This is a genomic window from Microbulbifer mixtoriginis (SeqCode) (assembly GCF_052467945.1).
Genome location: NZ_CP174328.1, coordinates 1,045,476 through 1,059,008, shown reverse-complemented (window position 1 = coordinate 1,059,008; position 13,533 = coordinate 1,045,476). Strand labels below are relative to the sequence as shown.

Sequence of the window (13,533 nt, the reverse complement as noted above, 5' to 3'; positions counted from 1 at the left end):
CGGTAACTAAGATCTGACTCAGTTTTCATGTTACTTTTAATACAGGCTTATCATGATGCATAGTCGGCACACAAAAATTCTGTCAAAGATTTTTCTTACAACTGCACTCTTAGCAGTAACCGTTGCTGTACGTGCGGACGAAGCGTTGCAGACATTTCTCGAACAGACACTTACCACAGCACGTGACAAAAACGATCTTCCTGCCGTCGCCGCGCTGATTCAAATCGATGGCAAGACTGCTGCTATAGCTGCAGACGGTTTTCGCGCGCTTGGTCATATGGAACCAGTCACTATCGACGATCGTTGGCATATTGGATCGAATACCAAGGCGCTAACTGCAACAATGATCGCACGCTTAGTTGAGCAAGGTATCATGCGATTTGAGGATACACTCGCTGATTCTTTTCCGGCTTTCGCAAAAAATATGGACCCCGCTTACCGCAACATTACGATCACGCAATTGCTCAGTCATACCGCAGGTTTACCACCTCTGACCGACGATAATGAACTTCCTCAATTTGAAGATTTAATCGAGTCAGTACCCAGTATTCGGGCGCAACGTATTGCGGTTGCACGCAGTTACCTTGCAATGCCACCTACATCCGCAACTGGTTCATTTAAATACTCCAATCTCGGTTACATTATCGCGGGTGCCATCGCCGAGGCACGAACAGGCAAGACTTGGGAGGATCTCATCAAGGAACAGATCTTTACTCCGCTCGGCATAAAGAATGCAGGATTTGCAGCGCCCGGATCCTCTGGCAAGTTGGACCAACCGCGTGGTCATAAAAAAACCTGGTGGGGCAAGCTCGTACCACTCGATCCCGCCGACATACAAAGTGATAATCCTCAAGCGCTCGGCCCTGCCGGCACAATCAATATTTCTCTTAAAGATTGGATTCTCTTCGCAGAGGACCAACTCAATGGCGTACACGGCCGCGGTAAATTATTGAAGTCCGAAACCTATCGCAAACTACACTCACCCGTAAATGGTCATTACGCACTGGGCTGGGGGGCATTGTACGATCCAGAGTTATTGCTGCTTACACACACCGGTAGTAACGGCTATTGGCTCACTGACGCACGTATCATGCCAAAGCACAACATGATTTTTCTAATCGCGATGAACTCCGCTGGTGATACTGCAGAAAAATCAATGAAAGATATCCGCAAGCTTCTTATGGAGCGCCTAAAACCATTTGAGTGAATCTAAAAAGCGGACTTGTCTTGACAAGTCCGCAATCCAGCGGCTACTGGAATATATACTTGATAATTAATTAAAGTCAGCAGCGCGAATCGGATAGCTATCAGAGCCCGCCTCCAAGATCCAAGCCCATGTCTCTGCGAATAAAGCGAGTCAATTATATTCCTGACAGAATAATCTCACGGAAAACACATACCGTCACCCGCCACAAGAATCCTATTTATCACACATAGTACTGAGCAATTTATTTAAATATAAAGACTCAATAATACACTGCAACCTGATAAAGCTATAGCTTTCAATAGTGAGAATTCTTAAAGATGTAATCTAGAATTTCCATTCAGAGAAAAATTATAGCTTTCGCTTGCTGCCTATTAAGAGCCACAAGTTCCAACCTAATTCATCCATGCCAGCCAACATAAAATTTAAGAAAAATGGCCAGTAAAGCCTATGGAGAGTTTTGATGAATGGCAGCCACCTTTTAAGGCTCCATCACTGTTTGAATTAGAAGAATTGAATATTACCGCAGAGCGTTAAACAGGCTTTGCCCACTGCCATATTAAGTGTGGTGGCACTCTTCTCGATGGCAAGGAAGTTCGTGATACTGTTCGAGCGATTTTCTGCTTTATCAAATTGGAAGAATCGTGACATGTGGCGCACCGCCATATCTCCACACCAGCCAACCAAGGTGCATAGAAAATATAGCGTTCAAGTCAACTCAATGCTGAATGCATTAGCGCTGCTCAGTAAATCGGGGCCTTAAGTTATAAAAGACATCGGGCTTTTGAAGAGAGGAATCTCCAAGCCCATAGAAGCCTGGGGGTATAAGGTATAATAGTCCGCCTCTAATTCATCATTAGAGGCGGCACAGATTTTGTGTGGTGTGCTTCCCCGCTACAAGATGATCAGCGACGAGCGGCAAAGATACCGCCGGCCATCACTACCAACGAGGAGAGCATTCCCACACCAACCAAACTATAAAGACTGATAGACTGGCGCGCGGCTTCGTTAAGCACTTCGCCAAAAGGAAATTGCCAGGCAACAATACCCGAAGCCGCCAGCACAGCGATGTATTGAACGCGACTGGCGCGACGTTCGTTCTTCTTGGAGGGCATTGGCAATTTTGCCATGACGCTCTCGCAGAAACCGTCATCGTCCAGGTAGGGCTCATCGAACTGCAGCTGCTCTGCCAGCCAAGCATCAAATTGTGGGTCTTTGCCCTCTATAGTTAAATCGCCCAAGGCGCCACCCTTTGTGTTGCGCTGTTCAAAGTTAACCATTGACCACCTCCTCGCGCCACGGCTGCAACAAGTTCTGTAGCTTTGCTCGCGCGCGGTTGACATGGGATTTTACCGTACCTAGCGGCAACTTCATAATACTTGCCGCTTCCTCATGGGAGAAGCCCCGCTGCATGCACAAGTGTATCGCCTGGCGTTGGGCATCGCTTAAAGAGTCCATTGCGGAGTTCAGGTCCCGGGCCATCCCCAGGCGCTGAGACTCTTCAACCGACTCTTCCGCCTGGGCCCGATCGACCGCCTCCTGATCCACTTCTGGGGCGTTCTTGCGTTTGTGGCTCATGACGAGATTGTAGGCGATCCGGTACAACCAGGTGCTAAAGCGGGCATCTCCCCGAAATGCCGGCAGCGCCTTATAGGCCTTAATAAAGGCCTCTTGCGCCATATCATCGGCCAGGCCCTGATCGCCATCACACAGCTTGCGGAGCGAGAATCGCAGCTGGGATTGATAGCGACGCACCAGCTGGGCATATGCCCGCTGGTCCCCGTCTTTGACGGTGCGCCTGATCAAATCCTCATCATTGAGGTCCATATTTCGGTCCCTACGCCTGCTTAGTATCGAGCTTCCAGTTGATAAAGCGGGCCAGGCCGATAAACAGTGGGATCAAGCCCAGACTACCTACCCCAAATCCTGCAAGGGAAGTGAGCCAGATAAACACTGCAGCACCCACTGCGATTAGAGTAATCCCTCTGTCCCCAGTATTCTTAGGGCTGCTATCTTCCAGCATATCCAACATCTCAGGCGGCACATCCCGACCATCGGCCACCATGTTATTGATATTTTCCATCACCAGCTGTTTCTTCCTGTAGCTATTGCGAGTTACCAGCCACACGATCAACACCGGCATACCGAACACACAAAGTAAGGCCAGAATTGGTAAAGTCACCACTTGGTGGAAGCCAGAATCTGATTGAGACTCTTCCCAACCCTCATGTGAAGAGCCATATTTTTTTGACAGGCCAATCTGCACATTGTCTGGCACACTATCTAGCGCCTCTTCAGCCACCTGTCCCCGCTCATCGAGAATCCCCTTGCGCTCCAGTTTCTCGATAATGCGCTGGCTCAGAGGGCCTCCGAACTCAGCTCCCAAGTCCACCTGGACCTCACTGCGCTCGCCGTCCTCTCCCTGGGTTTTGATGGTGAGCACCCCCTCCTCATCACGCATGATGCGTACACGCGTATCTGGCTTAGATCCCTCACTTTCCATTGCCGGCGGCTTTGGCGGGTTGGGTATTGTGCTGCTGTCATCCTGTGCCCAGCTGCCCATCGCGGCAAAAGTAGCTGCCAGCGCCGCCAACCAGTAGGTAGCTACCCGCAGGGGTTGTGAATTTCTCGCTCTCATTAGTTACTCTCTAATCGTTGTCTTTCTTGTACTGTTTAACCGTCGGCCCGGGGAAGCCCTGCACGCTACATCACTGTCATGCGGCCTCGGCTGTAAGGTCCGGGGGTGGCGCCTTGGGGAGCTCTCTCCTCGGCAATCCGCACCGGGTAGGGAAGCCCGCTGCCTTCAACCTCACTGCCTGACTTACATTCATTGAGCTTTTGCATAAAGTGCTGGTCTGTTTTCTCAGTAAGCTGACGATGAATATCATCCACCGAGAATCCCAGCTCCGCCGCTCCGGCCTGCATGCCGCCAAGCGCCAAAATCAGTACGGCGCAAAATTGTACCTTCTTAAATGATCCCGCAGTAAACATTGTGACCTCCAGATCGCTTTTCCTTGCACACCTCTATGACGGAGCCAGAACCGATTTTGGATGCAGGCGCAAAAATATTTTTTTAAACATTTTGTAGAAGGACTACTTCCTATGGCTACTGGACCAATAAGTACAAAAGTCGCAATAATCGGCCTGTAACCATTGGGGAGCTCGTAGATGACCGGTATTAAGGAAATACTGATCTTTTGGTTTGGTGATCCCGCTTTAAATTACCGCCCTACACCTGAGCGGCAGAAGCGGTGGTTTTCGGCAGACCCAAAGCTGGACAAGCAAATGGCTGAAGACTTTACCGAAATCACCAATATGGCCCTTGAGGGAAAGCTGGATCACTGGCGCCAAAGTCTGGAGGGCGAGCTGGCCCTGTTGCTGTTATGCGATCAATTCGCCCGCAATATCCACCGCGGTAACCCTCTGGCCTTTGAGGGGGACCCACTGGCTCTCGATATCACCGAGTCGATTCTACAGAGGGCAGATGAGCAAAAACTTGGGCTGTTTCAGCAGATTTTTGTCGGCATGCCACTTGAGCACAGTGAAAACTCCGCTATCCAACAGCGCTCCGTGGCATACTTCGCCCAGTTGCAGAAGCAGTACGGGGATGATGAGTCCATCGCCCCTTATCTCGCCACCCACTATCGATACGCCCTGGCCCACCAGGCGATTATCGAGCAGTTTGGCCGCTATCCGCATCGCAATGCGGCCTTAGGCCGCAATTCCACTGATGAAGAAAAGCACTGGCTGGCACAAGGGGGCGGCTTTAAATAATGGATTTACTCGGATGGTTATCACTTGCAGGTATCTGTGCCCTAGGCGCAATGTCACCAGGCCCTAGCCTGCTTATCGTAATGCGCTGTTCCGCCTCCGGTCTTCGGCAGGGCCTCGCCAGCGCAATTGCGCACGGCGCGGGCGTTGCCGTTTACGCTGCGCTGACAGCCTTTGGCCTCGCAGTACTGATTACCAGCTCTCCACTACTATTCAGTATTCTGCAATGGGCCGGTGCAGCCATGTTGGTATACCTGGGCTGGAAGGCCTTCCGAGCCCCGGCTCCCGGCTCAGGAACGACCCAGTTGGAAGCCCCCCACATGAGTGTTCGCCGCTCGATCGTACAAGGTTTCGGGGTGGCCTTCTTTAATCCCAAGATCGCGGTATTCTTTACTGCCCTATTCAGCCAGTTCGTATCTGAGCAGCAGGCTCTCACAACCAAGCTCGGAATGGCTGCCATGGTTTCAGGAGTCGATACACTATGGTATTGCATCGTTGCCCTGGCAGTTCATGCCAGCCGCAAACGTCAACTGGTTAGCAAGCACCTCGGCCACCGCATCCAGCAGCTGTTTGGTCTGCTCCTGATTGGCTTGGCCGCACGTTTGGTATTCACTATTTAGTGGGTAGGACCTAAGCACCATCTCCGTACAGGCGTGCCAAAATCGAAACTTTCCCCCGTAAGAATGATGATTAGGCACTCCAAAAAAACAGGCCCGCAAACGGGCCTGCACAGTGCGGAGGTTGCAGCCTGGATGCCTGGGGGGAGTACATCCGGCTGCAGTGGCGCATTATGACAGTTACAACAGCTTCCTAAAGACGAATTATCGCAATAGCCACTCTCTTGAGCGCAACGAAACAGCCGCCATTTCAGTTCCAACCACCATTGACACTGAATATTTATACAGTTACCGTATAGCCATACAAGCAAACTGGAATGTCTTAAAGGCAATTGGGAGGCATATCATGGCCGTAGTAGCTGTTTGGAAATGCGATCGAGACGGAGCAATGTTCGACAACAAAAAAGATGCTGAAGAACACGATAAGATGCTGGAGCTTGCAGCCAACATTACCACGCTCATTGAGCGCAGTATTGAAGGTATTGATGAGCAGGTGAGCGAAGAGATCGGCCTGTTGCTGGCCAAGCGTCGCGATGCCCTGGCCAAAGCCTGCAAAGGCAAACCAGAAGTTCTGTTGGAAGAAGATGAGAGCGGTGAAGAGTCCTCCGACGAGACCGTTACTCCCTTTGCTGCAAACCAGTAAAACTACCAGAAGAAATTTTCTGGTAGTAGTTTAAAGTTTCATCCCTGTACTCTGCCCGGTTCAACCGGGCTTTTTTGCTGGGCTTCAGTATTTAGCTGAAGCCTCTCACCGCATAAAGATCGTTAATCGTTCCAGATCGCCTAAAAAATTCTTTACTGCTACAAACGCTTTTACAGAGATCTTATCGATATCACAATATTGATCACTGCGAGTATTAGTATCACCAGCCAACTGATTAATGTGCCCCAAAAGCGTCCGGCATGGGTACCTCCCCTACCCGCTGTCAGGCCATAAGCGTGGAAAATGCGGGATAGAAAAAAGGCGATTCCAAAGACATGCAACCACAGTGCAGATAAGCCCCCTAGCTCCGCAAGCAACAAGAGCAGTAATGCGATGGGGCTATATTCAACCGCATTCGCGTGCACACGCACACGAATCTCATTATGACGATCCTCGCCAGTGCCAATGCCTACTCGCTTAGTGCGACGAAACTGAACGACTCGGCCTGCCAAGTAGATAATGAGGATTGCACAGAGGCTGGCATACAGCGCTGTAATATTTACCATGGCATTTTCCTTTTTCTTATTAATACGAGATGTAAATATATCTCTATCACCACACAGCTCACCACACCAATGCTAAACAAGTGGCTGGACCTTTTTGTTCATTTTTCGTCACACAAAAAAAGAGCGGGCTTTGCCCGCTCTTCATCTGCTCACAAACTAAGCACTAGTTAATTGCGATAGCCAAAGTCGTGCCCCTTGCTCGGCTTAAGATGACGATCGCGCAGGCGGGTTGAACGAGTAACCAAAGATTGGGGCTTTCCCTCAATCAGTACCTGTTCAGGGTAGCTGGTTACTTCCAGTGGGTCACCGCTCCAAACTACAATATCAGCATCGGCACCTTTCTCCAGGGTACCGCCACTAAGGCTAAAGATATCTGCCACATTTGTACTGATAGACTTCAGAGCCTCCTCGTAGGACAACCCGTGGGCAACAGCATTACCAGCAGACTGACGTGAGAGGTATACATTGTGGGTAGAAGCGTAGTCGGGACCACTAATGGCAACTTTCACACCAGCTTTGGTTAACAAAGCAGCATTATCCAGGCGGGCGCCAAGGCTGGAGAAAGAAATGGGCAGGTTGTTAATCGCATCAATCACGACAGGCACCTGAGCTTGGGCCAGCTGCTCCGCCACCATCCAACCTTCAGCCGCCCCCAGCAGCACCAGCTTTACATTGTAAGTCTTAGCCAACTCAATAGCCGCAAGGATATCGCTGGCACGATTAGCTGTAATTAATAGCGGTTCCGTTCCATTAATCACCGGCTGTAAGGCCTCGAGATCCGCAAGACTATAATTCAGCTCTCGCCACTCTCCCAGACGAATCGCTGCACGATTGTCCCGGTACTCCTTAGCCTCATTCAAGGCATTCTCAATTTTCGCATAGGCGTTTGCACGGCTACCACCGGCCAGTTGAGCACCGGCCTCACCCAAATAAGCCTTCTGGGCAACATCTTCCGCCTCGACACTATCGAACTCACCATTGAGTTTGATAGCAAAGCCGCGTCCGGCAAACACTCTCTGAGCCTCTACCGCAGCGCTATCCCAAGTACTGATAGCTGGAAACACCACTGCGCTGGTAACACCACCAGCCCGGTTAAAAGGGATCAATGTAGATTTGGGGTTGTATGCGGGTACAGGATTGAAGGCGCTGCCGATACTCTCACCAGTTACCGCATGGTCGTTGGTGCCACTGGCTGCGCTGATCTCCACCAGCCCCAATTCAGAAATGGGAGCAATAACTCCAGGAGTCACCACCTTGCCTTTCGCATCAATTACCCGGTCGGCAGGCATATTCAGCGAGGGAGCCACCTGCTCCACTTTACCGTCCACTACCAGCACATCGGCAGATTCCAGTGTGCCCATATCAGCCAGAGTGTGTACCTTGCCGCCCTTAATCAGGATACTTTGCGCCTGAGCCCCTGCTGTCAAAACCCCCAGGGCCAGCGCATAGAATACAGCTATTTTTTTCACAGTCGCTCTCCCTCTGCATTGAGAATACCAAGCTCAAAATCACTGCGCGGTTGGCGCTTTTTATCGGAGCGATCGAACATCAACTCCCCATCGATAAAGACCTGATCAACATGGGTATAAACACTGAACGGGTTGCCAGACCAAATAACGACATCGGCCATCTTACCCTTCTCGAGGCTGCCGGTTTGCTTATCGATACCCAGTGCCTTAGCGGGGTTCATAGTCATCCAGGTCACAGCATCTTTTGGCTGAATATCGAAACCAGCGCGCTGGCCTGCGGTCATCGCTTTAGCAACTTCTTCATTCAGGTGCTGAACGCCCACACCGGAATCCGAGTGAATCATTGCACAGGCCTTGGCCTGATCGACGATAGCAATATTTGCCTCTGTCATATCGAAGGCTTCGTGCTTAAAGCCCCACCAGTCAGCCCACATCGCAGCACATACATTGTTCTCCGCCAGCAGGTCGGCGACTTTGTATGCTTCTACTGCGTGGTGGAACGTAGAGATCTGGAAATCGAACTCCTTGGCGACATCCATCATCACCGCCATTTCCTCTCCGCGATAGCAGTGATTGTGTACCAGGATATCGCCGTTCAGAACGCCTGCCAGGGTCTCTAGGCCCAGGTCTCGCTCTGGTTCATCTCCACCCTTCTCTACATATTCCTCCCACTTCTTCTTATAATTGCTGGCCTCAATCCAGGCATTGCGGTAGCCAGCTACATTACCCATACGGGTTGAGGGGGAAGTACCTTTACCACCATAAACACGCTTAGGGTTCTCGCCACAGGCCATCTTCAGACCGTAGGGCGCACCGGGAAATTTCATGTCCTGTACGCTGCGACCCGGTACATTTTTGAGGGTTACACTGCGGCCACCGAACAAGTTGGCAGAGCCCGGTAGGATCTGCAATGTGGTCACACCGCCAGCCAGGGCTAAGGGGAACTGGGGATCCTGTGTCCATACAGAGTGTTCCGCCCATACCTGCGCGGTGTTGGGGGATGTCATCTCATTGCCATCCTGAGAGGACTCAATAGAGGGGGCAGGATAATCTCCCAGGTGAGAGTGCACATCGATAATTCCGGGGGTCACCCACTTACCTTTGCCATCAACCACCAGGGCGTCCTTGGGAGCCTCAAGATCTTGACCGATCTTTGCAATCTTTCCGCCTTTCAATAAAAGGTCTGTGTTCTCTAATTGCTCCCCAGTCCCAGTAAGCAAAGTGGCATCCTGAATCAGCACTGGCCGAGACTGAGTAACAGAATAAGTTGAAGGGAAAGCATCCAGGCGAGCAAAATCCAGGGATCTCTGCTCACTCCCGGCTTTCTTCTCTCCGCAGGCAGACACCAACAGCGAGGCACAAAGCAAAGCCGCGATGCCGCGCCCGAAAACTCGAGAATGCAGCTGCATAGTTATTCATCCAATGGTTTTGAAGATGGCGGTGAATGCTATCAGTTTGTCTGATCTTAGCCACTACTTAGAGAAGAAAAGTTCGCTTCTGAGGAGAAAAGCCCCAAAGAATTTACGAGAAACTCATCTGCTCTGCAAGTGGATACCCATCACATTTGAATAAACACACAATTACAAAAGGGTTTATAAATGTCGGCATGTCAGCAAAGACTGCAAACCAGCTCTTAAAAGGCCCCAGGTTCCCTATATACTTTTTTGTTTCTACATGATGCAGTTTCTGGTGAAAAAATACTCAATAATTATTCCGGAGGAGAATAGGTGATCAAGGTAAACAGCTTGCCGGTATTCCCCACATCCACTTATGTCACCAGTAGCCAAAGCCGGGATTCCCAGCAAGTCTATGAGGCTTTACGTAAAAGTGAAGAGCGCTATCGCGAACTGGTTGAGCATGCGAATTCCATCATTATGCGCTGCGACAGGCACGGGCGAATCACCTCTTTTAATGAATATGCTCAACAACTTTTTGGCTACTCTGAAGCAGAAATTATTGGGCGGCACCTGATCGGCACCATAGTGCCCGCCTGTGAGTCCAGCGGCCGGGATCTACGTCAACTCATTCAACATGTTTGCGATAATCCACAAGAACATCGCTACAACATTAACGAGAACATCACCAAGTCTGGCAAGAGGGTTTGGATTGCCTGGACTAATAAAATCCTTTCAGATGAAAGTGGCTGCCCAACAGGCATACTCAGTATTGGAACCGATATCACCAAACAGCGCCTGCTGGAGGAGGAGTTACGCCAAGCGCAAAAAATGCAGGCTATTGGCGAGCTAGCCGGCGGCATCGCACACGACTTTAACAATATGATTCATGGAATCAGTGGTTATGCCGAGGTTATCCAGCAGATAGCAGAAGATCCCCGTATCAGCGAATACACTAATCATATACTCACTACTGCCCGCCATGCCGCTGAGCTGACTAAGCAGCTGCTTACCTTTGCTCGCAAAGGTAACTATCAACTAAAAGATTGCAATACCCATGAAATCACCCGCGATGTCTGTGCCATGCTTGAGCGCACCATTGATCGGCGTATTCGCGTTGAACAGCAACTAGAAGCTGGCCGGCCTCATGTAGTCGGCGATCCCGCCCAGTTGAAAAGTGCATTATTAAATATCGGCATCAACGCCAAGGATGCCATGCCGAGTGGAGGCACTCTGCGTTTTAGTAGTAGTAATATTACCTTTGAAAACATTACTACTATCGCAGATTTTGAAGTGCAACCTGGTCATTACCTGTTAATCACCATTCGCGATAATGGTACAGGTATGCCCCCTGAAGTGCGCCGCAGAATTTTTGAGCCTTTCTTCACCACTAAGGAATGCGGCCGGGGTGCCGGACTGGGTCTCGCCGCAGTGCATGGCACCATCCATTTGCATAAGGGGGCCATACAATGCCATAGCATTGAGGGAGAGGGCAGCACCTTTAATTTGTACCTGCCGATTGCCGAAGCAAAAGTAAGTAGACAGCAAAAACAAACTGTACCGCAATCTGCCAAACGCCAACTTCGTATTATGGTGGTGGACGATGAAGCCATTGTCCGCAGCTATTCGAAAACACTATTTGAAATGAATGGCCACAGCGTAACCACTTTCGCTTCGGCGGAACAGGCGATCACCTATTACCGACAGCATTACGAACAGGTAGACCTGGTGATTCTCGATATGATTATGCCCGGAATGGATGGCCAGGAACTATTCGCCTTTCTGCAGCGCATCAACCCGGAGGTGAAAGCATTGCTTTCAACCGGGTTTAGTGTCGATAGCAAAGTCCAGGAAGTTATCAAAGATGGGGTTCTCGACTGTATCCAAAAACCTTTTACTTACGATAGGCTCAGCAACAAAATTGAGGAATTGATTTTAAGCGGGCAACTGATAACAACAGAGCTTTGAATATCTAAAATAACTTGTGTCTTAAAGCAAAAAAGCCACTTACTTTAAGAAAGTGGCACACTTACACGAATACTTGCCAGAGAAATTACACTGGCAAGTATTTTAAAGGATAATATGCGGAAGGTAGCGACTCATATCCTGAGTTATAAGATTACTATCCTCGCGAATTGAAATACCCGCAGCCATATCATCCACTAGCCAGCTACCCACCAGGGTAAAACTCTGACCAAACTTCGGCAGTGGATGCATAGCCTGATAGATAAAGCCCTCTTCTCCATAGGGCCCATCCGAAAGCGATTGCACATCTTCTCCGCGTACTACTGAAATATTGGCTCCCTCACGGGAGAAAATGGGCTTCTTAACCAGCTCCGAATAGCCCTCAGCTTTATCCAGCTCATCTTCGAAAAATGAAGGTAGTAAGTTGGGGTGCCCAGGAAACAACTTCCACAACATGGGCAGGAGTGCTTTATTGGATAATATCGCCTTCCAGGGTGGTTCCAACCAACGTACGTTATTGCCCCCCAACAGAGAGCCAAATTCCTCGCGGAACATAAACTCCCAAGGGTACAGTTTGAACATCCAGGTAATTACCTGATCGTCTAAATCGGTAAAATCTCCCTGCGCATCACAACCAATATCTTCGATAAATACAAAATGATTAGTGATGCCGGCTTCACTGGCACAATCTTGCAAATATTGAACCGTACCGCGGTCTTCTACCGTATCTTTGCAACAGGCAAAATGTAGTTCTCGACCAGGGGTCAGGAACTGTACATCGCGAAAGCGATTAACCAGCTTTTCCTGCAGGCTGTTAAATTGATCAGACTGTAGGGGAAGTGCCCGCCTATCTACATTATCCTGCAACCAAAGCCACTGCCAAAATCCCGTTTCATATAGGCTGGTAGGCGTGTCGGCGTTATTCTCATAAAGTTTGGCCGGCCCCTGCCCCGAATAGGCAAAATCCAAGCGAGAATAAAGGCTGGGGTCACCATTTTTCCAGGAAGCACGGACAAAATCCCAGTGCTGCTCCGGTATGCGGAAGCGCCTTAACAACGCCTCATCCTCAAGCACCTTAGCGACAACATCCAGGCACATTGCGTGGATTTCTTCGGTGGGGTCCTCAATATCCTGCTCTATCTGTTCCAAAGTGAACTGATAGTAAGCAGTTTCATCCCAGTATGGCTCCCCATACATGGTGTGAAAATGAAAACCAAACTCCTGCGCCCGCTCTTTCCAGCGCGGGCGCTCACCGATCGGCAACCTCAGCACCAATCAGCCCCCCCAGCTTCGGGAGCGACTGCTACTAGAGCGTCCGCCACCCCAGTTGGATTTGGCTGAAGCGACCGCTCCAAAGCCCCCCCGTGAAACCGTCTTGGTAACCTTGGGCTTGGGATCCATCGCAGTTTTATCTACGGTATAGGAGTTTTTACCGTAGCGGCCGATAACCTGACCATCAGCGGTCATCAGGCGATCATAATAGCGGGAGCCGGAGGCAGAATAACGGTATACCGGGTTGTAATGACCGTAGGAGTGATGGCGCCGGTCATTATCATTCAATATGGAGGCGACCATAAAACCGGTCATCAGTGGCATCCAAAAACCGCTGCTACTCTCGCGACAACTACCGAACTCCGTCTCACACTGGGACAAATTGGCATATTTGGGCCCAGTCCGCTCAGCTTCCGCGAGGGCCTTCTGGTAGGCCGCCTCACATTGGGCTTCATCGAGCTGTGTATTATTCACACAGTCCTCGACAGAGGACACCACCTTAACCTCTTCATCGGAGGAGCAGCCCACAAGAGCCACGGTGATACCCATAGCCAGGGGGCGTAAAACAAAACTTGCCCCCCTGCCCTTGCGCATCCGCGCAAGATTAATATTTTTACTACGCTTCATCCTCA

At 50.2% G+C, this 13,533-nt stretch carries 15 protein-coding genes; 5 read left to right on the top strand and 10 right to left on the bottom strand.

Going from position 1 to position 13,533, the window contains the following annotated elements:
* The first annotated feature begins 52 nt into the window (after positions 1-52).
* Positions 53-1,207 carry a serine hydrolase domain-containing protein gene (locus ACJJIJ_RS04735; RefSeq protein WP_444938765.1) on the top strand — a complete coding sequence of 385 codons (1,155 nt, stop codon included), beginning with the start codon at positions 53-55 and terminating at the stop codon, positions 1,205-1,207.
* A 501-nt stretch (positions 1,208-1,708) separates the two neighbouring features.
* Here the strand turns inward: ACJJIJ_RS04735 and ACJJIJ_RS04730 are convergent.
* From ACJJIJ_RS04730 to ACJJIJ_RS04710, 5 genes are all read right to left on the bottom strand, one after another.
* Positions 1,709-1,870 carry a hypothetical protein gene (locus ACJJIJ_RS04730; RefSeq protein ID WP_444890705.1) on the bottom strand — a complete coding sequence of 54 codons (162 nt, stop codon included), beginning with the start codon at positions 1,868-1,870 and terminating at the stop codon, positions 1,709-1,711.
* Between the two features lie 239 nt (positions 1,871-2,109).
* The gene (locus tag ACJJIJ_RS04725; protein WP_252085423.1) at positions 2,110-2,484 is read right to left on the bottom strand and encodes a hypothetical protein; all 375 of its coding nucleotides are present in this window, start codon (positions 2,482-2,484) and stop codon (positions 2,110-2,112) included.
* On the bottom strand, positions 2,477-3,031 hold the full coding sequence (locus ACJJIJ_RS04720) for a sigma-70 family RNA polymerase sigma factor (protein WP_444938764.1): 555 nt from the start codon (positions 3,029-3,031) through the stop codon (positions 2,477-2,479). The genes ACJJIJ_RS04725 and ACJJIJ_RS04720 overlap by 8 nt, the downstream gene beginning before the upstream one ends.
* 10 nt (positions 3,032-3,041) lie before the next feature.
* Entirely contained in the window at positions 3,042-3,842 is an 801-nt protein-coding gene (locus tag ACJJIJ_RS04715) for a DUF6249 domain-containing protein (RefSeq protein ID WP_252085421.1), read from the bottom strand.
* A 65-nt stretch (positions 3,843-3,907) separates the two neighbouring features.
* Positions 3,908-4,195, bottom strand: a complete 288-nt coding sequence (locus tag ACJJIJ_RS04710; RefSeq protein ID WP_252085420.1) for a hypothetical protein — start codon at positions 4,193-4,195, stop codon at positions 3,908-3,910.
* 177 nt (positions 4,196-4,372) lie between these two features.
* On the opposite strand from ACJJIJ_RS04710, the gene ACJJIJ_RS04705 reads away from it, so the two are divergent.
* The 3 genes from ACJJIJ_RS04705 (at position 4,373) to ACJJIJ_RS04695 (ending at position 6,235) form a co-directional block, all read left to right on the top strand.
* The gene (locus ACJJIJ_RS04705) at positions 4,373-4,978 is read left to right on the top strand and encodes a DUF924 family protein (protein WP_252085419.1); all 606 of its coding nucleotides are present in this window, start codon (positions 4,373-4,375) and stop codon (positions 4,976-4,978) included.
* Positions 4,978-5,595 carry a LysE family translocator gene (locus tag ACJJIJ_RS04700; protein WP_444885390.1) on the top strand — a complete coding sequence of 206 codons (618 nt, stop codon included), beginning with the start codon at positions 4,978-4,980 and terminating at the stop codon, positions 5,593-5,595. Before ACJJIJ_RS04705 ends, ACJJIJ_RS04700 begins: the two co-directional genes overlap by 1 nt.
* A gap of 343 nt (positions 5,596-5,938) precedes the next feature.
* A complete protein-coding gene (locus tag ACJJIJ_RS04695; RefSeq protein ID WP_252085417.1) occupies positions 5,939-6,235 on the top strand; it encodes a YebG family protein in 297 nt (98 codons plus the stop codon).
* 170 nt (positions 6,236-6,405) lie between these two features.
* Here the strand turns inward: ACJJIJ_RS04695 and ACJJIJ_RS04690 are convergent, their stop codons facing one another.
* From ACJJIJ_RS04690 to ACJJIJ_RS04680, 3 genes are all read right to left on the bottom strand, one after another.
* On the bottom strand, positions 6,406-6,801 hold the full coding sequence (locus ACJJIJ_RS04690) for an MAPEG family protein (RefSeq protein ID WP_444938763.1): 396 nt from the start codon (positions 6,799-6,801) through the stop codon (positions 6,406-6,408).
* 167 nt (positions 6,802-6,968) lie between these two features.
* The gene (locus ACJJIJ_RS04685) at positions 6,969-8,270 is read right to left on the bottom strand and encodes an amidohydrolase family protein (protein ID WP_444938762.1); all 1,302 of its coding nucleotides are present in this window, start codon (positions 8,268-8,270) and stop codon (positions 6,969-6,971) included.
* Positions 8,267-9,679 carry an amidohydrolase gene (locus ACJJIJ_RS04680; RefSeq protein ID WP_444890708.1) on the bottom strand — a complete coding sequence of 471 codons (1,413 nt, stop codon included), beginning with the start codon at positions 9,677-9,679 and terminating at the stop codon, positions 8,267-8,269. Before ACJJIJ_RS04680 ends, ACJJIJ_RS04685 begins: the two co-directional genes overlap by 4 nt.
* Before the next feature lie 318 nt (positions 9,680-9,997).
* Here ACJJIJ_RS04680 and ACJJIJ_RS04675 point away from each other — a divergent pair, with 318 nt between their 5' ends.
* Positions 9,998-11,632, top strand: coding sequence for a two-component system sensor histidine kinase NtrB (locus ACJJIJ_RS04675; RefSeq protein ID WP_444938761.1), 1,635 nt, complete (start codon positions 9,998-10,000; stop codon positions 11,630-11,632).
* Between the two features lie 102 nt (positions 11,633-11,734).
* Here the strand turns inward: ACJJIJ_RS04675 and ACJJIJ_RS04670 are convergent, their stop codons facing one another.
* Positions 11,735-12,901 carry a glutathionylspermidine synthase family protein gene (locus ACJJIJ_RS04670; protein WP_444904411.1) on the bottom strand — a complete coding sequence of 389 codons (1,167 nt, stop codon included), beginning with the start codon at positions 12,899-12,901 and terminating at the stop codon, positions 11,735-11,737.
* Between the two features lie 3 nt (positions 12,902-12,904).
* Positions 12,905-13,528, bottom strand: coding sequence for a DUF1190 domain-containing protein (locus ACJJIJ_RS04665; RefSeq protein WP_444938760.1), 624 nt, complete (start codon positions 13,526-13,528; stop codon positions 12,905-12,907).
* Between the last annotated feature and the right edge of the window lie 5 nt (positions 13,529-13,533).

Coding starts and splice junctions, on each gene's coding strand:
- ACJJIJ_RS04735 (WP_444938765.1), top strand. CDS start 53: ATGATGCATAGTCGGCACACAAAAATTCTGTCAAAGATTTTTCTTACA.
- ACJJIJ_RS04730 (WP_444890705.1), bottom strand. CDS start 1,870: ATGGCGGTGCGCCACATGTCACGATTCTTCCAATTTGATAAAGCAGAA.
- ACJJIJ_RS04720 (WP_444938764.1), bottom strand. CDS start 3,031: ATGGACCTCAATGATGAGGATTTGATCAGGCGCACCGTCAAAGACGGG.
- ACJJIJ_RS04705 (WP_252085419.1), top strand. CDS start 4,373: ATGACCGGTATTAAGGAAATACTGATCTTTTGGTTTGGTGATCCCGCT.
- ACJJIJ_RS04700 (WP_444885390.1), top strand. CDS start 4,978: ATGGATTTACTCGGATGGTTATCACTTGCAGGTATCTGTGCCCTAGGC.
- ACJJIJ_RS04695 (WP_252085417.1), top strand. CDS start 5,939: ATGGCCGTAGTAGCTGTTTGGAAATGCGATCGAGACGGAGCAATGTTC.
- ACJJIJ_RS04710 (WP_252085420.1), bottom strand. CDS start 4,195: ATGTTTACTGCGGGATCATTTAAGAAGGTACAATTTTGCGCCGTACTG.
- ACJJIJ_RS04715 (WP_252085421.1), bottom strand. CDS start 3,842: ATGAGAGCGAGAAATTCACAACCCCTGCGGGTAGCTACCTACTGGTTG.
- ACJJIJ_RS04680 (WP_444890708.1), bottom strand. CDS start 9,679: ATGCAGCTGCATTCTCGAGTTTTCGGGCGCGGCATCGCGGCTTTGCTT.
- ACJJIJ_RS04725 (WP_252085423.1), bottom strand. CDS start 2,484: ATGGTTAACTTTGAACAGCGCAACACAAAGGGTGGCGCCTTGGGCGAT.
- ACJJIJ_RS04690 (WP_444938763.1), bottom strand. CDS start 6,801: ATGGTAAATATTACAGCGCTGTATGCCAGCCTCTGTGCAATCCTCATT.
- ACJJIJ_RS04665 (WP_444938760.1), bottom strand. CDS start 13,528: ATGAAGCGTAGTAAAAATATTAATCTTGCGCGGATGCGCAAGGGCAGG.